This window comes from Streptomyces sp. 2A115, from assembly GCF_052245575.1.
Taxonomy (GTDB): domain Bacteria; phylum Actinomycetota; class Actinomycetes; order Streptomycetales; family Streptomycetaceae; genus Streptomyces.
On sequence record NZ_JBQQCG010000095.1, the window covers coordinates 26846 to 45939 of the forward strand.

Here is a 19094-nt window from a genome sequence, read left to right on the forward strand (position 1 = left end):
CTTTGCCGGAAAGTGTTCACGCTTTTCGCATACCTACGGCGGGGCCCCCGCTCGTCAACGGCCGGACGCCAAGGTCACGAACCCGGCCCAGGCCTCGGCCCCAACTGCCAGTACGGGTCCAGCGACGCGCTTCGAGTCGCGTATCAGCATGCCTCGGGGAGTCATGGCGACCTCGACGCATTCGCCGCCATCGCCAGTGCTGTAGCTGCTCTTGAACCATGCGGCCTCCGGCACGGCCGTCTCGATGCGCTGAACGCTCATGCCTCTCCCATCAGTTGCACGATGAACGCCGACGACTCGCTCGGCGTCAGCGCCTGTGACCGGAGGATGCCATAGCGGGCTTCCAGCTCACGAACCCGCGGTGCCTCGGTGTAGAGGCGACTGTCGCCCTGGACCTCCGCGTACGCGATGCGGTGCCCCTTGTCGGTGTCGATCAGGCTGAAGGGGCCGTTCAGTGCCGCATTGTCCTCGCGCGCGGTCGGCATGACTTGCACCTCCACGTTCCGCATCTGCCCGAGTAGCAGGATCTGTTCCAGCGTCCCACGCAGGGTCTTCGAGCCGCCGATCGGCCGCCGCAGCACAGCCTCCTCGATTACGAAGCTCATCAGCGGGGCAGGCCGCCGGTTGAAGATCTCCTGCCGCACCATGCGGGCTTCCAGACGTTGCTCAATCACCTCGTCCTCCAGCAGCGGCCGCTGAATCTGAAAGACCGCCCGCGCGTAATCCCCCGTCTGCAACAGCCCGGGCACGGCATACACGGCGTACACATTCAACGCCGCAGCCTTGGCCTCAAGGCGCGCCGCGTCCCGAAAGAACGCCGGATACTGAGCCCGAGCCAACTCCTCCTTCAGCGCCTTCAACACACCTCCGGCATCCAGCACTTCATCCGCCCGGTCAATGAACTTCGGCTGAGGAATCCGCCGCCCCTGCTCGATCGACGCGACCGACTCCCCCGCGTACCCCATCAACTTCCCGAACGCCGCCCGATCCAGCCCCGCCCGCACCCGCAACAGCTTCAACTGCCGCCCGAACGCGGCCACGACGCCCGACCCCGGCTCATCCTCCGGCCGCTGCCCGACCTCGTCCCGCGCGCGCTCATCCCGCACACCCGCCACCGCCTCTCCCGCACCACACCGCACCTCACGTACACGCACCTCCCCGCCACGTACAACAGCCCCGCGACGGCGCGTCACCCCTGGTCACGCTACGCCACCAAACGCCACCGTAAGTGCATGACCAGCACAGAACTCCCCACCCAGGTACGCCGATTCGCGATGCGCTTCAGCTCGACCCCGCGCGGCGCCCGCCTCGCCCGGCGCCTGTGCGCCGAGCGGCTCGACGCGTGGGGCATCCCGTACGGCAGCGACACCCACGACGTACTCACACTCATCGCCGCCGAGTTGTGCGCGAACGCGGTGCGTCACGGACACGTCTCCGGCCGCGACTTCCACGTCTGCCTGACCGCCGACACGTCCACCGCGACCGCAACCACGGCCCTGCGCGTCGAGGTCACCGACACCCGCGGCGAACGCCTGCCCGCCCTCGCCGCCAACCCCGCCCTCGATCCACCCGGCGAGACCCGGCTGGGCGGCCGCGGTCTGCTCCTGGTGGAAGCGCTCGCCGACCGCTGGGGCTACTCAAGGCGCGCAGGCGGGCCCGGCAAGACCGTCTGGGCGGAGTGCGTACTCCGGTAGCTCCGGTAGCTCCCGTAACTTCCGTAACCGACTTCCGCCCCGGTTTCGTACGACTTCGCTGGACGCGGCAAACCCGTACCCCCGAAACTGATCCCCTGATCACAGCCGACGCTCGACGGGGGCAAGGTGCCGGACAGACCGATCGCGGGGCGCTACGAACTGCTCGAACAGTTCGGCCACGGCGGCATGGGGGACGTATGGCGCGGCTATGACGCCGTACTGGACCGGCCGGTCGCCGTGAAGCGGATCCGGCCGCAGTCCGTGACTTCGCCCCATCTGGCCGAGGAGTTCACGAAGCGGTTCAAGCGTGAGGCCCGGATCACCGCGCGCATCCAGCACCCCGGCGTTCCGCAGGTGTACGACGCCGTGCTCGACGAGCCGTACGAGCACCTGTTCCTGGTGATGGAACTGGTCGACGGCGTGCCCCTGACCGGATACGTCCACCCCGAGAGGCAGCTGCCGGTCAGCTGGGCGGTCGCCGTCGCGGCGCAGGTCGCCACCGTGCTGTCGTACGCGCACGACGTGCCGGTGGTGCACCGCGACCTGAAGCCGAGCAACATCCTCGTCGCGCGCGACGGGACGGTGAAGGTGCTGGACTTCGGCATCGCGGCGATCCTGCGGACCGACGTCACCAAGCTGACCGCGACCGGCAACCCCATCGGCACGCACCAGTACATGGCGCCGGAGCAGGTGCGCGGCGGACGGGTCACGCCGCGCACCGATCTGTACGCGCTGGGGTGCGTACTGCACGAACTGCTCTGCGGGCGGCCGCTGTTCAGCGGAGACAGCGAGTTCCAGCTGATGAACCAGCATGTCAATGCCGCCCCTACTCCGCTGCGGCAGCTGCGCGCCGACGTACCGGCCGAGCTGGAGGACCTGGTCCTGCACCTGCTCCTGAAGGCACCCGAGGCGCGCCCCGCGGACGTCCAGGAGGTGTACGAGCGGCTGCGCCCCTTCCTGCCGCCGCCCGGCGAGCAGCCCCCGCCGGATGAGACGGGACCCGTCGGGGCCCCCGACCCGACCGGGATCTTCCGCCGCCCGTACGCGCCCCGCACCCGCGCCGGAACGGGTGCCGGGCGACCCGCCTCCACCTCTCCGGAGGCACAGCCTCCCTCCCCCGCGCCCGTTCCAGAGGCTCTGCGGGCGCAGGTGAAGGAGGTGCACGCCCACTACGCGGCCCTCATGGAGGAGGAGCGGTACGCGCAGGCGGCCGAGGTGGTCGGGGAGATGATCGAGCCGGCCGCGCGGGCCCTCGGCTCGGAGAACAAACTCGTGCTCGGGCTGCGCAGGCGCCGTGCCTTCAGCCGCCAGCTCGCGGGCGACCACCGGGCCGCCCTGCCCGAGTTCGAGGCACTCGCCGACGCGTATGGCCGCATCAGCGGGCCGACCAGCGAGGAGGCGCTCGACAGCCGCGCCCAGGCCGCCCGCTGCCGCGGTGAACTCGGCCAGGTCACGGATGCGTTGGCCGCACTGCGGGGTGTCCTCGATGTCGTACGGTCCGTCGACGGCGACGCGAACGAGTACGCCGTCGAACTGCGGCGCGACATCGGCATGCTGCTCCTCGCACAGGGGCGGCCGGCGGAGGCGTTGGGCGTTCTCGAACCGCTCCACGAGGACCTGCGCCTGGTCTACGGCCCCGAAGACGATCTGACGGCCGAGGTTGCCGAGACCCTCGCCGTGATCCGCCTCGACCTCGATGGACCAGCCTCCCCTTCCTGACCGCCGCCCCGTATTCCGCCCCACAGGAGCCGCCGCCCATGCCGCACCTCGCCTTCGACATCGCGTTCTGCGCCCAGCTCGGCAAGCTCCAGGGCTCGGTCAGGGAGGGGGTGTTCGCGGCCTGGGAGAAGTTCGAACGGCTCACCCTGGACCAGTTGTTCAAGGACAGCGGTCTGAATCTGGAAGCGCTGAAGCAGGCCCGGGATCCGCACATCCGCACCATCCGGATCGATCAGGGAACGCGCGGTGTCGTCCTGGCACCGGACAGCGGTGACACGTACGTCCTGCTGCGGGTGATGCCGCACGACAAGGCGATCGCCTGGGCGGTCAAGCAGAAGGCGAGCATCAACACCGTCACCCAGGCCGTCGAGATCCGAGACATCGCGATGCTCGAAGAGCTCACGCCCGCCTACGAGCGCATCGCCCCGGCCCGCGACCGGCGGCTGTTCTCGAAGGTTTCCGACGGAGACATGGCGGCGTTGGGCGTCGACGGGACCACGCTGCGCCAGGCACGTGCCCTCACCAACCTGGAGCAATTGGAAGTGTTCGCGCCCTACTTCCCGCAGGACCAGCGGGAGGTGCTGGAGTACCTGGCCGCGGGCTTCACCGTGGAGGAGGTTTGGCGCGACATCGTCTCCCTGAACCTCGCGGGTGCGTCGTCGGCCGAGCCGGTCGACACGACCGACTACGCGACGGCCATCCACCGCACCCGAACCCGCATCGCCGTGGTCGCGGACTCCGACGAACTGCGCGACATCCTCGACAAGCCGTTCGCGGCCTGGCGGATCTTCCTCCACCCGTCCCAGCAGAAGGTCGCCTACCGGGCGTCGTACTCCGGTCCCGCCCAGGTCACCGGCGGTCCGGGTACCGGGAAGACAGTTGTCGCCCTGCACCGCGTACGTCACCTGCTGCGCTACCTGCGCGACGGCGAGCGCATCCTGCTCACCACGTACACCAACGCGCTGGTCGCCGCACTGCGCACGGGGCTCGCCGCTCTCGTGGAGGACGAGGCGCTGCGCGACCGGGTGGACATCATGACCGTGGACGCCTTCGCCGGCCGGGTGGTCTCCACGTCACGCCGTCCGCTGCGCGGCGGCGAGGAGCAGGCGCGCTGGGAGCACGCGGCGCAGGCCACCGGGTTCACCGGTACCGCGCAGTTCCTCGCGCAGGAGTACAAACACGTGGTCCTCGCGCAGGATCTGCGCACGTTGGAGTCGTACGAGGCGTGCGAGCGGCACGGTCGCGGCAGTGCGCTGCCGGTGTCGAAGCGGCCACTGGTGTGGAGCACGATCGAGGAGTTCACCGAACAGCTCGCCGCCGATGGCCTGCGCACGTACCTCGGCACCTGCCAGGAAGCCGCCGATCGTCTGCGGGCGGAGGGGCCGAGCTACCGTCACGTCGTTGTCGACGAGGCGCAGGACCTGCACCCCGCTCAGTGGCGGCTGCTGCGTGCCGCAGCGCCCGATCGTCCCGATGACCTGTTCATCGCGGGCGACCCCCACCAGCGCATCTACGACACGAAGGTGTCACTGAAAGCCGTGGGAATCGCCATCTCCGGCCGGTCGACGAAGATGCGCAAGAACTACCGCTCCACGCACGAGATCCTCAGCTGGTCCACCGCTCTTCTGGTCGGTCGCCCCTTCGAGGAACTGGCCGACGACTCGCGCAACGAGACCCTCCTCGGCTACCGCTCTGCACTGCACGGCAACGGCCCCGAGATGCACGGCGCGACGGCAGAGGACGCCGAGCTCGACGCACTCGTCGAGCGTGTGACCGGCTGGCTGCACAGCGGTGTCGCCGCCGGCGAGATCGGCGTCAGCGCCCGCTTCAACAAGACCTGCGACAAGGCGACTGCGGCTCTCAAGGCCGCCGGTGTCCCGGTCATGCGACTGCGCGGCAGCGCTGCGACCGATCCGGATGCGGTCAACGTCGGCACGATGCACTCCTTCAAGGGGCTTGAGTACCGGTGCGTCGCCGCGATCGGCGTGAGCGACGGAGCTCTGCCGTACCCGAAGGCCGTGACAGCCGCCGATGTCGACCGCCTCCAGCACGAGGCGGACCTGCTGGCGGAGCGCTGTCTGCTGTTCGTCGCATGCACCCGAGCGCGTGACGGACTGTATGTCTCGTGGTCGGGGGAGCCGAGCCCTTTCCTGCTCGATGCCGGAGTGTGAGCCGGGCGCACGCTAGGGAACACGGGGCTGGGGGTGTGCGCCTGCTCGGCGCATATTCATATGGAAAAGTCGTGCAGCACCCATGACATCTACTCAATGCCCCGTGAAACTAGGGCAATTGAGGCCGGTGACCATCGTCTACCACGGCGTCTTCCTGGGGGGCCTATGCACAGAGACGAGTTTGGGTGGCTGTGCTCTGCCATCGCACGATTCGGCGCGTCGTGCAAGCAGAAGCTGTCGGGCGGCGGCAGTCCGGAGGCCTCGATACGCGGCCCGCTGGAAGTCCTGCTCCAGACGGTCGGCGAACACCACAAACAGCACGAGGTGACCTGGCACGACGAATACGCGCTGCGGGACCTCGGAGTGCGCCCCGATTACGCGGTCCGGGCGGGGCAGGACATCATCGGTTACATCGAGCTGAAACGCCCCGGCCTGTCCGTGGACCCGGAGACCTTCGGCAAGAGCAACCGTGAACAGTGGGAGAAACTCCGGGACTTGCCCAACCTCCTGTATTCCAACGGGACGGAATGGCGGCTCTTCCGGGACGGCCGACAAATCGGCGAGACGGTTCTCTTCTCAGGCTCACTCAAGAGCGTGGGCGAGAAGCTGAGTGCGGCTGACCCGGCTGCCTTCGACGCGTTGCTCAAGCAGTTCCTGATGTGGAAGCCCGCGCCTATCACGCAGGTGGCCCGCCTCGTGCAGCATGTAGCGCCGCTGTGTCGGCTGCTGCGGGCCGCGGTCGTGGAGCAACTGTCCGCCGAGACCAAGTCGTCGGCCCCGGACGACGACATGCGAGCGCGGCCCTTCACCGGGCTCAAGAACGACTGGCGCAGGTACCTGTTCCCGTCCGCGGACGACGCCACCTTCGCCGACGGCTACGCCCAGACCGTCACCTTCGCTCTCTTGCTGGCGCGCACAGAGGACATTCCGCTGAAGCCCGACTCGTTCCATGAGATCGGCCGCGGCCTGGACGCAGACCATGCCCTCATGGGCAAGGCTCTCCAGTTGCTCACGGACAACGTCAACGAGCGCTTCACCGTGACTCTCGACCTGCTGACCCGAACGATCGCCACAGTGGACTGGCCCGCCATCCGCAGCGGCAACCGGGATGCCTACCTGCACCTGTACGAAAACTTCCTCACGGTCTACGACCCGATGCTGCGCCAGAAGAGCGGCTCGTACTACACGCCGCGCGAGGTCGTCGAGGAGATGGTCCGGCTCACTGAGGACGTGCTCCGCACCCGGCTGGATCAAGAGTTGGGATTCGCGGCGGAGGACGTGCGAATCGTCGACCCGGCCATGGGCACCGGCACGTTCCTGCACACCATCATCGAGCGCGTCGCTGAGCAGGCCGTCGAGCGATACGGCCCGGCGATGGCTCGTGACGCCATCTCCCGACTGGCGTCCCGGCTGTTCGGCTTCGAGCTGCAGATGGGCCCCTTCGCGGTATCCGAGTTACGTGCCTCAGACCTTCTGAAGAAGTACAAGGTGCCCTTACCCGAGGGCGGGCTCAACCTCTTCGTCACCGACGCTCTGGACAATCCTTACGCGGAGGAGGAGTACCTGGCCTCGACATACGGAGCCCTCTCCCTCTCACGCAAACGCGCCAACCTTGTCAAGGCGAACACCCCGATCACCACCGTCACCGCGAACCCCCCCTACGACGACAAGGCGGAGGGCCGCGGCGGCTGGGTGGAGAAACGACCGGAAGGGAAGGAACCGCCCGTTCTCGACGCCTTCCGGTATGAAGGCAACGGCCGCTATGAGCACGTTCTCAAGAACATGTACGTGTACTTCTGGCGCTGGGCCACCTGGAAAGTCTTCGACGCCCACCCGGAGGACCGACACGGAGTGGTGTGTCTCATCACCCCATCGGGGTGGGCCACGGGACCCGGCGGCCGGGGCATGCGGGACTACCTGCGGCGGACCTGCGACGAGGGATGGGTCATCAACCTCTCCCCCGAAGGCCAGCGACCCGAGATCGCTACCCGGGTGTTCCCTGGGGTAGCTCAGCCGCTCGCCATCTACATCTTCGTCCGTAAGGCAGGCATGGAACGCGGGCCGGGACACCGGGCCCACATCCACTACCGGGCCGTGACCGGGTCACGTGCCGACAAATTCAGGCAGCTCAAGCAGATCCGCCTTGATGACGACGGATGGCGTGACACCCATACGCAGGGAGCACGCCCGCTGACTCCGACCACGGAGTCCGGCTGGGAGGACTTCCCTGAACTGAACGACTTGTTTCCCTGGGGCAGCCTGGGCATCACTTCGAACCGCTCCTGGGTGAGCGCGCCCTCGGCCGAGATCCTGCGCCGCAGGTGGGCCCGGCTGATTCGTGAGTCGGACCCGGCCCAGAAGGTCGAACTCTTCAAAGAGACACGCGACCGCAAACTCACCGACAGAAGACGGCCATTGCCGAGCACCGTGTCCCCGACATGCCCTCTCTCCGAGGAGACCCACACCACTCCCCACCTAGTCCGCACGGCCCTGCGCAGCTTCGACCGCCAGTACCTCATCTCCGATATCCGCGTACTCGACTACCCGCGCCCCGATCTCTGGGCATCCCACCAGAACGGTCAACTCTTCCTCAACCAGCAGTCGTCACACGAAATCAGCTCTGGCCCCGCAGTGGTGGCGACGCATCTGATTCCCGATACGCACCACTTCAACGGCCGCGGGGGCCGGATCATGCCGTTACTGCATCCCGACGGCACCCCCAACACTCCCACCGGCCTCCTGTCGTACCTCACCCAGGCTCTCGACCGCGCGAGCATCAGCGTGGACGACCTGGCGGCCTACACCCTCGCGGTTACCGGGCACTCCGGCTTCACCGAGCGGTTCACGGAGGAGTTGCTGACCCCTGGCGTACGCCTTCCCCTCACTCGCGTCAGCGATCTGTGGGACAGGGCCGTGGCACTCGGCCGGGAGTTGCTGTGGGTTTCCACCTTCGGCGAGCGGTGCGCGGATCCGGCGGCGGGACGTCCGGCCGAGGACATCCAGTTCGCTCCCGGTGACGCACGGCAGGTGAAGTATGTGACGCACATCGGTGATGCGCTGCCCGCCCGCATGCGCTACGAGCCCGAGTCAGAGACACTGCACGTCGGCGCCGGCGCCTTCAGTCCCGTGCCGGAGGCGGTGTGGACGTACGACGTCGGTGGCATGGAGGTCGTCAAGAAGTGGTTCGGCTACCGCAAGGCGTCACCGAACAGCAAGAAGACCAGCCCGCTGGATGACATCCATGTCGAGAGCTGGCCTCCCGAATGGACTGGCGAGCTCATCGAGCTTCTCTCCGTGCTGCGTCGGCTCACCGATCTCGCCGCGGCTCAGACCGAGCTGCTTTCGGAGATCCTCGCCAGCCCTTCCACGACCGAGAAAGACCTCAAGAGCGCAGGAGTCCTGCCGGTACGCCCAGCGGCTCGCAAGGCGAGGCTGCGCGCGACCGGTGGGCTGTTCCACGATCCGGAAGCAGGTGGCGATGGCGGCGAATGAGGCCACCTCGGGTTCAGGTCTCCATGTCCACGCTCGCGAGCGCCTGGTCAAGCGAGACGTGCCCCTGCGCCAAGTGCCGTACAGCGCGCGCAAGGCGAGGCTGGTCATCTTCAACAGCCGCGACCAGCCGCACAACATCAGACAGCCGGGACTCCGCGGCTTCGTGAAGCGCCTGGTAGTGGACGGCCGCCCCCAGATCGGTGGCAGCCACCGCACCGTTCTCCCTCACCGCCAGCCCCAGAAAGGCGAGTTCCCGGGCATCCGAGAGCACATCGCTCACATCCAGCTCTCGGGCGAGAATGACCATTTCCGCTTCTTCGCCCGTGGCTGGATCCGGGAGTGGCTGAAGCACCAGCTCCGCCAGCAGGCGGAGCTGCGAATCGGTGAGCACGAAGTGCGGGAGCGGCATGAGCACATGCCTAGCACAACGTACCGACACGCCTGTCGTCCGCAGAGACTGCCCTGGCCGCGTCGTCAGAACCAGGACGCTGCCCTGCAGACGACCCCCGCGGGAGCGTGCCTTCGCCGGGAGGCCAGGGCCCCTGCAAGGTGGCAGCTGGGCCCCAGGGCCGGCAGGTGATCAGTACTCCAGCTCGGGGCGCAGCGGCCCCCCGACCTCATGCAGATGCCGCAGCACCTGCGCGTACGAGTTGAAGAGTCCTGTCTCGTGATACGCGATGCCATGTCGGGCGCAGAACGTGCGTACGAGTTCCTGGGCGTGGCGCAGGCTGGGGCGCGGCATCGAGGGGAACAGGTGGTGTTCGATCTGGTAGTTCAGCCCGCCGAGCAGGAAGTCGGTGAGCCGGCGGCCGCGGATGTTGCGTGAGGTCAGTACCTGCCGGCGCAGGAAGTCGATCTTGTCGTCCTTGGCGAAGATGGGCATGCCCTTGTGGTTGGGGGCGAACGAGCATCCCATGTACAGCCCGAACAGTCCTTGGTGCACGGCGATGAAGCACACGGCCTGGACGGGGGGCAGTACCCAGAACACGGCGGCGAGGTAGCCGACGAGGTGCGCCGTCAGCAGGCCCGCCTCGGCGACCTTGGTCGTCCGCGAGTCACGTGTACCGGTGCGGTCGGGGATCGCCTTTATCCCGGCGACGTGCAGGGCGAGTCCTTCCAGCAGCAGCATGGGGAAGAACAGCCAGGCCTGGTGGCGGGCCAGCCAGGCGTACGCTCCGCTGCGGACCCGGGCGTGGTCCTGGGTGAAGGCGATCGCGCCGTCGGCGATGTCCGGGTCACGGTCGACGTGGTTGGGGTGGGAGTGGTGCCGATTGTGCTTGGAGATCCACCAGCCGTAGCTGAGACCGATCAGCAGGTCGGCGTGCACGCGGCCGAGCAGGTTGTTGACGCGCTTGGAGCCGGCTATCTGGTGGTGGCCGGCGTCGTGCCCGATGAACCCGGTCTGGGTGAACATCACCGCGAGGAAGGCGGCGGTCAGCAGCTGCCACCACGACTCTCCTATCAGGGCGAACGCGGTCCATCCGGCGGCCAGCAGGAGGAGGTTCGCGCCGATCTTGACGGAGTAGTAGCCGGGGCGCCTCTTCAGCAGCCCGCTCTGCTTCACTTCGCGGGACAGCGCGGCGTACTCGCTGCCCCGGCCGCTGGGCGGCGGTTCTGTGGTTCCGGCGGGATCCGCCGGAACGGTGCCCCGGTTGATGATGATCTCAGTGGTCACGATGTTCCTTTCGGGGTGCGCGGGCCGATGCAGGCGGCGCGAGGGCCTGTGCAGGCGGCGCGGGGGCAGGGCGCCGGGTGCGAAAGCCCGTACGGGTGCAGCAAGAAGCAGGCCCGCGGTGGGCGCGGGCCTGCCTTGGCGAAGGATGTCCTCAGAGCGTGCGGACCTGGTCGGCCTGCATGCCCTTGGGGCCTCGGTTGGCGGTGAACTCCACCCGCTGGTTCTCCTCCAGGGAGCGGAAACCACCCGTGTCGATCGCCGAGTGGTGGACGAAGATGTCGGCACCGCCGTCATCGGGGGCGATGAAGCCGAAACCCTTGTCGGGGTTGAACCATTTCACGGTTCCCTGAGCCATGAGATGTCTCCTTCGAGATGTCGAGATGACGAGTAGGTCGGGATGCGCACACTCGCGCGTTCCCGGGCTGCTGGTCCTCCGTCGTCGAAGAAAACCCCGAATATGACGAAGCGCCCGCTGTCAGAACTCCGCGGGCGCTTCCACCTTCGCAAACTTCAACTGCAACCAAGCCTGGAACGTCCGGAGTGACGGGAATGTTCCCGTCACCGGGGGGGTAGAGGGCGGACCGCGGGCGCCGGCCGTCTGGCCTGGCTGTTCGGGCCTTACGGTCCTGCGTGCTCGTTCCGACGCCTGGGCGCTCGGGGGCGGAGTCCGGCACGTTCCGGGGTGCGGACGGGGGGAGTACGGTGGCGGTACCGAGCGCACCTCGCACGCCGTCATCCGTTTCGGCGTCGCCCTCGGGGAACGGCAAGGCCGGAGCACATCGGATCCGGCCGGAAATGGGCCGCCCCATGCCTCCTGGTTCACGCTGTCGCGCCGTCTTCCGTATCCCGTTCCGCACCCCGCAGTAGCGGCAGTCCTCCTGGTTCCCGAGGTGGTCCGAGATCCCGCACCTCGCGCGCACCCAGACCGATCAACGCGCACTGCACACGGATCAACCAGACCGATCAAGAGGACGCGGAACGCATGTATTCACAGGACTCGATCTCCGGCCGCCGCCGCGGCCGTCCCGAACCGACCGCCGAGACCCTCGCCGGACTGGCCTGCCTCGTCTGCGGCGCCGACTTCCGGAGCGCGCCGGACGTGGACGCGGTGGTGGTTTCTCACCGCGATGACAAGCAACTGCTCGCCTGCCGCGGGATCTGCGCACGGATGGTGAGCGGGTCGGCCACCGGTCTGGACGAGACACCTCTCCCCCTGGCCGAGCGCGTGCGCAGGCACGGGGCCGACGGTTCCTGAGCCGGACATCCCGGACACTCACACACCCAGGCACCCGGGCACCCGGATCGGGTGATCGAGCGTCCGGCGGCAGACGCCGCCGACGCACGCCAGCACGCCTACCCGCCAGACACCTGCACGCCAACACGCCCGCACGCCGACGACGGGACGCCGTCGGCGCAGAACGCGGCAGCGATGACCGCATGACGAGAATGAAATGACAAGGAAGCCGCATGAGCCTCATGAGTCTCGGAGTATTCGCCTCCTCCCACAAGGAGAACGAGTTCCGCCTGCCGTTGCACCCCAGCCACCTCTACCGGATCGCCCCGGACGTACGCGAGAGGATCTTCCTCGAAGAGGGCTACGGCCGGCGGTTCGGCGTCGGTGACGACGCAGTGCGACCGCTTGTGGCGGGCCTGCGCTCCCGCGAGCGGCTGCTCGCCGAGTGCGACGTCCTGCTGCTGCCCAAACCGATGCACGAGGACGCGGCCGCGCTGCGCGAGGGACAAGTGCTGTGGGGATGGCCGCACTGCGTGCAGGACGACAAGATGACCCAGATCGCCATCGACCGACGGCTGACCCTCATCGCCTGGGAGGCCATGAACCACTGGACCTCCACGGGCGCCTTCAGCGTCCATGTGTTCCACAAGAACAACGAACTCGCCGGCTACTGCTCGGTGCTGCACGCCCTCCAGCTCGGCGGGCTGACCGGCAGCTACGGGCGCCGTCTGCGCGCCGTGGTCATCAGCTTCGGCGCCACGGCCCGCGGAGCGGTAACCGGCCTGGGCGCCATGGGCGTCTCCGACGTCACGGTGCTCACGCAGCGCGCCGCGGCGGCGGTGGCCTCGCCGATGCCGTCGGTCGTGATGGGCCACTTCGAGGAGCAGGACGACGATCCGTCGCGGCTGCGGGCAGTCACCGCGGCCGGTTCCGTGCCGATGGCGGAGTATCTGGCCGGGTTCGACATCATCGTCAACTGTGTCCTGCAGGACACCGACGCGCCGCTGATGTTCGTCACCGAGGAGGAACTCGCCCTGTTCCGGCCGGGGACCTTCTTCGTCGACGTCTCCTGCGACGAGGGCATGGGCTTCGAATGGGCCCGTCCGAGCACCTTCGGCGAGCCGATGTCCACGGTCGGGCCGAGCTGTCACTACTACGCGGTGGACCACAGCCCGTCCCACCTGTGGAACTCGGCCACCTGGGAAATCAGCGAGGCGCTCCTTCCCTACCTGCGCAAGGTCATGAGCGGTCCCACGGCATGGGAGTCCGACGTCACGGTCAGGAAGGCCATCGAGATCCGCGACGGCGTCGTCCGGAACCCGAAGATCCTCTCCTTCCAACAGCGGGCGGCCGCCTACCCGCACGCCCACGAGGCCCCGGGCACGGCGCTGCCCTCTTCCGCACAGCCGGCCTGACCGACCCCCAGCCGGGCCTGGTCACCCGACCTGGCTTGGTCACCCGACCTGGCCTTGTCACTTGCCTTGCGGGAGCGTCACCGGCCGGTCGTCCCTGAGTTCCGCGAAGAGTTTCCGTGCCTGGCGGTCGTCCCACTTCACGGCGCTTCCCTTGGAGGTGGCGAAGCCGAGGTCGGAGACGGGGACGTTGAGCTGCTTGCCGTTACCGGCCGTGACGCCGCGCATCGCCTGGAACAGCGACGCGAGATCCCGTAGGCCCGTTTCCTTGTCGACGATCAGCGTGCCGAGGCCCGCGCTGAGCGTCGGGAAGGTCTTGGACGGGTTGAGGAGAGTCCCCGGAGTGACCGCCTTCTGGGCGAGTGCGCTCAGGAACTTCTGCTGGTTGCGGGTACGGCCCAGGTCGCCCTGGGCCTCCTGCTTGCGCTGCCGGACGAAAGCCAGCGCCTCCGAGCCGTCGAGGGTCTGACAGCCCTTCGGCAGGTCCGCGCCCGAGCTCTTGTCCTTGACGGCCCGGCCCAGGCACATGTCCACGCCGCCGACCGCGTCCACCACACCGACGAACCCGGCGAAGCCGATCTCCGCGTAGTGGTCGATACGTATCCCGGTGTTGCGCTCCACGGTCCGTACCAGCAGGTCGGGGCCGCCCAGCGAGAACGCGGCGTTCAACTTGTTCTGCTCGGCGCTGAAGGTCCGGCCGGTATCGGGACGGAGGTACGACGGGAGGGTCACCCACGAGTCACGCGGCAGGCTCACCATCGTGGTGCCGTTGGCTCCGGTGTGCAGCAGGATCATCGAGTCGGTGCGACGGCCCTCGGCCGAGCCGGTGTTCAGATCCTTCTTGTCCTGCTCGGACAGGCCGTCGCGGCTGTCCGAGCCCACGATCAGGTAGTTGGTTCCCTTTCCGGGAGCCGGGCGGTCCGGGAGCGCGCCCAGGTCGACCTCCTGGTCGAGCTTGGTGTCGGCCCACACGTACGTACCGACGGAGGAGACGAGCAGCGCGGCGAGCAGAAGGATCACCAGCCGGGTGACCTTGCGGCGCCGGGTGGGGCGGGCCCTGGGCGACCTGCCGCCGCGGTCAGGGACGCCGTCCCCCAGCTGGGGCCTGGTCGCCTGCCCACGGGATCGGCGCTTGTCGCCCGTGCGGCCCGGCGGGGCCGGCGAGGGCATGCCCGGCAGTGGTGCCGTGCGGGTCGACGGGGGCGGGGCCCCGTTGCCGGGCACCACCCGCCCCGTGCCGACGCGCGCCGGCTCCGCCGCACCACCGCTCCAGTCGTAGCCCGCCGGGTGGTCAGTCCCGTTACTCATCAGCCCCGTCCAGCCCCTCAACGCATGGCGGTCATCTCGTCGGCAGGCTCTTATACGGGGCCTGGCCTCCGATCTGTTCAGCGGCTGTGCCGGAACGCTTCATGCGATGCCATTTCAGTCGGCTGCCGAGGAGGGCGGCGACCACGGACTGGATGACGACCAGGTACATCAGCTGCCGGTAGACGAAGAGCTGGAAGGGCATGGACCACAGGGCCCGCATCCTCTCGCCGTCGAGCTTCAACGCGTAACCCGCGCAGACCAGTTGGATGCCCATGAAGCCGAACCACACCCCCGCCGACTGCAGCGGGTCGAGGAACAGCACGCCGTACAGGGCGAAGATGTCGATGACCGGCGCGAGCAGCGGAAGGACGACCTGGAACAGCGCCAGATACGTGAGTCCGCGGCGGCCGAAGCGCCCGGCGACGCCCACTCCGAACACGGCACGGCGGTGCTTCCACATGGCCTGGATCGTGCCGAAGCACCAGCGGTAGCGCTGGCGCCACAACTGGCGCAGGGAGGTGGGCACTTCGGTCCAGGCGACGGCGGACTCCTCGTAGAGCACCCGCCAGCCGCCGCGCCACAGAGCCATCGTGAGGTCGGTGTCCTCGGCGAGGGTGTCGTCGCTGACCCCGCCGACGCCCATCAGCGCGTCCCGGCGGAAGGCCCCGATGGCACCCGGGACCGTGGTCATGCACTCCAGGACCTCGAACATCCGGCGGTCGAGATTGAAGCCGAAGCAGTACTCCAGGTGCTGCCACTTGGCCAGCAGGCCGCGCCGGTTGCCGACCTTGGTGTTGCCGCTGACCGCGCCGACGGCCGGGTGCGCCAGCGGCTGGATCAGATGGTGGATGGCGTCCGGTTCGAAGACGGTGTCGGCGTCGACCATGATCACGATGTCGTGCCTCGCCTGCCCCAGACCGGTGTTGAGGGCGGCGGCCTTGCCCGCGTTGGGCTGCCGGATCACCATCACCCGGGGATCGTCGATGCCCTCGGCGAGCTCCGCCGTACGGTCCGTCGAGCCGTCGTCGATCACGATGATCTGCAGACCCTGGTGCGTGGAGTCCAGCAGCGAGAGGACGGTCGACTCGATACCGGCCTCTTCGTTGTACGCGGGCACCAGCACCGTCACCGGCTCCGTCACCTCGCGCAGCCAGGGTGCGCCGGTGTGGAAACGCTCGAGCCGACGGACATGAGCGCGGGCGAAGAAGACGAGCAGCACCAGGCGCAGGACCCCGAGAGCGCCCGCGATCCCGAGCACCCACGTCATGGCGTTCGAGAACGCGTTTCCGATGGTGGTGGCCCAGACCAGGGCCGTGCCGCGCCATCGCTCGAAGGTCGAGACCGGTGTGTACGGGGTCAGCCGGAGCCCGTCGGACACGGTGGTGAAGCGATCGACGCTCTGGTTCTTGAGCAGTTTCTCCGTCTCCCGGTACGCGGTCGCCGTCTGGCTGAACTGCCGGACCAGGCCCTGCGCCGGTTTCCGGGTCGCCTTGTCGGCGGCGACCAGTACGTACCCCTTGGCGGTGGCGCGCTGTGCCGCCTGCCACTCGCGGCCGCACAGCGTGTCCGGCGAGGTGATCCGCGGCATTCGCAGCAGTGTGGTGTTCAGGCCCGCGGTGCCCGCCAACGCGGTCTGGGTCAGGTCCAGTTCGGTGGAGAAGCGGAGGGGGGAGGCCTCGCCCAGGACGGCACCGGTGTAGGTGTTCGAGCCGATCTCGTGCCCCTCGGCGCGGATCCGCCGCACCAGGTCCGGATGGCGGGCCGCCTGGGAGCCGAAGAGGAAGAAGGTGGCGCGTGCCCTCTGCTGGCGCAGCAGGTCGAGCAGGCGCGGGGTCCACACGGGGTCGGGGCCGCCGTCGTAGGTGAGCGCGACGGTGCGGGCGGGCATCGAGCCGGTCTGTATCCCGTTGCGGTTTACTCCCACCACCGGACCGCCGCCGGCCACCGCGTCGGGTGCGGGTGAGGTGCAGGCGGTCCGCGTCTTCGCGGCGTCCACCTCGTGGTTGGTCCAGCCCTCGAAGAGCAGGGCCCCGAACATGGCCGGAAGGACGAGTATCAGTAACAGCCAATGTCCCCGCGGGTCGCGGGACTGCTTGTGGCGGGCCTTCACAAGAATCCCGCCCCCCTCCCGGTCGCCGTGCGTTGCGGCATCCAAGTGGCGTGTGTCACAGGCGAGTTGAGGTACGCCCGATCGCCCCGGACCATCCCGCTTCGGGGTGCCGTCGCAGTGCCCCGAAGACCGCGGCGGCCGGCGCCGGATGCCTGGCCTGTGGTGTGCCCTCCACCAGCGGGTGTGAGGCGCCGGGCTCTTCTTCTCCGGCCGTAGGCGTCGGCGCGCGATGCGCGAGGGGGCGTCTTCTTCGAGTGCCTGATGGGGCTGGCCTTACGCATGGGGCGCGAGTCTAGCCACAGCTTTTCGATTTCATGGCCATAACACCGAGCCTCACAGGAGGACGGGCCGAGCGGGCATGACGACGGGCCCGGTGCTCGAAAGCACCGGGCCCGTAGCCCGCACCCGCCCCGTCCCCACAGGTGGGCGCGGGCCGCCACATGCCGCTTACATGTGGACGGTGGGGGCGGCGTCCGCGTCGACCTCCGGGACGCCGCGCCGGTAGAGCACCGCGGTGAGCAGTGCGCCGGCCGCGAAGAAGCCGGCCGACCACCAGTAGGCGGTGGAGTAGGACTCCAGCGCGGCCTGGGCCTGGTTCAGCTTGTTGGTGGGGTCCTTGCCGACCAGGTAGGAGGTGGCGGCGCTGGCGGCCAGGGTGTTGAGCAGGGCCGTACCGATGGAACCGCCGATCTGCTGCATGGTGTTGACGGAGGCGGAGGCGACTCCGGCGTCGTCGGTGGCCACACCGCTGGTGGCGAGGCTCATGGCCGGGGCCATGACCAGGCCGATGCCGAGGCCGGTGACGACCAGCGGGGGCAGGACGTGGGCCGCGTACGTGCTGTTCATGTCGAGAGCGGTCAGCCAGACCATTCCGACGGCTCCGAGAACCATGCCGAGCGGGACCACGATCTTCGGTCCGATGCGCGGGATCAGGACGCTGGTGGACAGGGTGGCGGTCACCATGAGGGCGGCGACCATCGGGAGGAAGGCCAGGCCCGTCTCGACGGCGGAGAAGCCGAGGCTGAGCTGCAGGTAGTAGGTGAGGAACAGGAACACACCGAACATTCCGGCAGCCGAGATCAGCATGGCGACGAAGGACGCGCCCCGGTCACGGTCCAGCAGCACGCGCAGCGGGAGCAGCGGGTGCGAGGCCTTGGTCTGCCACCAGGTGAATGCCGTCAGCAGTACGGCACCGGCGGTGAGGAAGCCCCAGGACAGCGGCGAACTCCAGTCGTGGGACTCGGCGTTGGAGAAGCCGTAGACGACGCTGAAGAGGCCGGCGGTGACCAGGACGGTACCGGGCATGTCGAGCTTGGAGGTGCGGTCACGAGCCGTGCGCTGGAGCAGCATCACGCCGCCGACGAGGGCGAAGGCCGCGATGAAGAGGTTGACGTAGAGGGTCCAGCGCCAGTCCATGTACTCGGTGAGGACGCCGCCGAGCAGCAGACCGACGGCCGCGCCGGAACCGGCGATGGCGCCGAAGATACCGAAGGCCTTGGCGCGTTCCTTCGGGTCGGTGAACGTGGTGGTCAGCAGGGAGAGCGCGGCCGGAGCGAGCAGTGCGCCGAACAGGCCCTGCAGGGCGCGGCCCGCGACGAGTATCTCGAAGTTGGTGGCGGCGCCGGCGATGGCCGAGGCGACCGCGAAGCCGCCCACGCCCACCAGGAAGGCGGGCTTGCGACCGAAGAGGTCCGCTATCCGGCCGCCGAGCAGCAGCAGGCTGCCGAAGGCGAGCGAGTAGGCGGTGACGATCCAGGTCCGGTTGCCGTCGGAGAAGCCGAGGTCGGCCTGGGCGGACGGCAGGGCGATGTTAACGATGGTCGCGTCCAGCACGACCATCAGCTGGGCGAGCCCGATGATGGCGAGGATCCACCACCGATGACGGGGTGGCCCGGCCTCCTCGGCTTGGGAACCGTTCTTCCTGAGTGGCGCTGTGTCCGGCGCTGCGGCTGTCTGTGCCATGGGGACGTACTCCAGTCATAGATCAGGTTACGAACGCGTGAAACGAAACGGTTTCGTACGCATGAGCCTAAGCCAATCGCGAGCGAAACGCAAACGTTTCGTTTGGGAGCCCGGGGTGCGCCGAGGAGATCGCGTCCAGACGCGAAGGCCGGGTTGGCTGTCTCGCGGTCACTCCCCCGGGCCGCGGTGCGCGGCAGCGCGGTTTCCGACGGAAGCCACGCAGGTCAGAGCCCCGTCACCGGCCACCGGGAATGCGAGCCGGAATGCGAGCCGGAATGCGAGCCGGCCCCCCGGATCCATGGTGTAGCGCGCTACAC

At 68.5% G+C, this 19094-nt stretch carries 14 protein-coding genes; 6 read left to right on the forward strand and 8 right to left on the reverse strand.

Features of this window, described 5'->3' with window-relative positions; genetic code table 11:
- Positions 1–54: 54 nt before the first annotated feature.
- Both ACTWQR_RS47135 and ACTWQR_RS47140 read right to left on the reverse strand, forming a co-directional pair.
- A complete protein-coding gene (locus ACTWQR_RS47135) occupies positions 55–261 on the reverse strand; it encodes a DUF397 domain-containing protein (protein ID WP_443233487.1) in 207 nt (68 codons plus the stop codon).
- The gene (locus ACTWQR_RS47140; RefSeq protein ID WP_443233488.1) at positions 258–1115 is read right to left on the reverse strand and encodes a helix-turn-helix domain-containing protein; all 858 of its coding nucleotides are present in this window, start codon (positions 1113–1115) and stop codon (positions 258–260) included. Before ACTWQR_RS47140 ends, ACTWQR_RS47135 begins: the two co-directional genes overlap by 4 nt.
- 117 nt (positions 1116–1232) lie before the next feature.
- Between ACTWQR_RS47140 and ACTWQR_RS47145 the strand changes: the two genes are divergently transcribed.
- The 4 genes from ACTWQR_RS47145 (at position 1233) to ACTWQR_RS47160 (ending at position 9076) form a co-directional block, all read left to right on the forward strand.
- The gene (locus ACTWQR_RS47145) at positions 1233–1694 is read left to right on the forward strand and encodes an ATP-binding protein (RefSeq protein WP_443233489.1); all 462 of its coding nucleotides are present in this window, start codon (positions 1233–1235) and stop codon (positions 1692–1694) included.
- Between the two features lie 126 nt (positions 1695–1820).
- Positions 1821–3413, forward strand: coding sequence for a protein kinase domain-containing protein (locus ACTWQR_RS47150; protein WP_443233490.1), 1593 nt, complete (start codon positions 1821–1823; stop codon positions 3411–3413).
- A gap of 38 nt (positions 3414–3451) precedes the next feature.
- Positions 3452–5584, forward strand: coding sequence for a UvrD-helicase domain-containing protein (locus tag ACTWQR_RS47155; protein ID WP_443233491.1), 2133 nt, complete (start codon positions 3452–3454; stop codon positions 5582–5584).
- Between the two features lie 165 nt (positions 5585–5749).
- Positions 5750–9076 (forward strand): type ISP restriction/modification enzyme, encoded by a 3327-nt coding sequence (locus ACTWQR_RS47160; protein WP_443233492.1) that lies wholly within the window; start codon positions 5750–5752, stop codon positions 9074–9076.
- A 13-nt stretch (positions 9077–9089) separates the two neighbouring features.
- On the opposite strand, the gene ACTWQR_RS47165 is transcribed toward ACTWQR_RS47160, so the two are convergent.
- From ACTWQR_RS47165 to ACTWQR_RS47175, 3 genes are all read right to left on the reverse strand, one after another.
- A complete protein-coding gene (locus ACTWQR_RS47165; RefSeq protein ID WP_443233493.1) occupies positions 9090–9485 on the reverse strand; it encodes a hypothetical protein in 396 nt (131 codons plus the stop codon).
- A gap of 171 nt (positions 9486–9656) precedes the next feature.
- A complete protein-coding gene (locus ACTWQR_RS47170; protein WP_443233494.1) occupies positions 9657–10751 on the reverse strand; it encodes a fatty acid desaturase family protein in 1095 nt (364 codons plus the stop codon).
- A 151-nt stretch (positions 10752–10902) separates the two neighbouring features.
- Entirely contained in the window at positions 10903–11106 is a 204-nt protein-coding gene (locus ACTWQR_RS47175) for a cold-shock protein (RefSeq protein ID WP_443233495.1), read from the reverse strand.
- A 627-nt stretch (positions 11107–11733) separates the two neighbouring features.
- Here ACTWQR_RS47175 and ACTWQR_RS47180 point away from each other — a divergent pair.
- Entirely contained in the window at positions 11734–12006 is a 273-nt protein-coding gene (locus tag ACTWQR_RS47180; RefSeq protein ID WP_443233496.1) for a hypothetical protein, read from the forward strand.
- Between the two features lie 212 nt (positions 12007–12218).
- Positions 12219–13400, forward strand: coding sequence for a N(5)-(carboxyethyl)ornithine synthase (locus ACTWQR_RS47185; protein WP_443233497.1), 1182 nt, complete (start codon positions 12219–12221; stop codon positions 13398–13400).
- A gap of 57 nt (positions 13401–13457) precedes the next feature.
- Here the strand turns inward: ACTWQR_RS47185 and ACTWQR_RS47190 are convergent, their stop codons facing one another.
- From ACTWQR_RS47190 to ACTWQR_RS47200, 3 genes are all read right to left on the reverse strand, one after another.
- Positions 13458–14705, reverse strand: coding sequence for an LCP family glycopolymer transferase (locus ACTWQR_RS47190; protein ID WP_443233498.1), 1248 nt, complete (start codon positions 14703–14705; stop codon positions 13458–13460).
- Between the two features lie 31 nt (positions 14706–14736).
- The gene (locus ACTWQR_RS47195) at positions 14737–16860 is read right to left on the reverse strand and encodes a bifunctional polysaccharide deacetylase/glycosyltransferase family 2 protein (RefSeq protein ID WP_443233499.1); all 2124 of its coding nucleotides are present in this window, start codon (positions 16858–16860) and stop codon (positions 14737–14739) included.
- A 402-nt stretch (positions 16861–17262) separates the two neighbouring features.
- The gene (locus ACTWQR_RS47200) at positions 17263–18777 is read right to left on the reverse strand and encodes an MFS transporter (RefSeq protein WP_443233500.1); all 1515 of its coding nucleotides are present in this window, start codon (positions 18775–18777) and stop codon (positions 17263–17265) included.
- Positions 18778–19094: the final 317 nt, after the last annotated feature.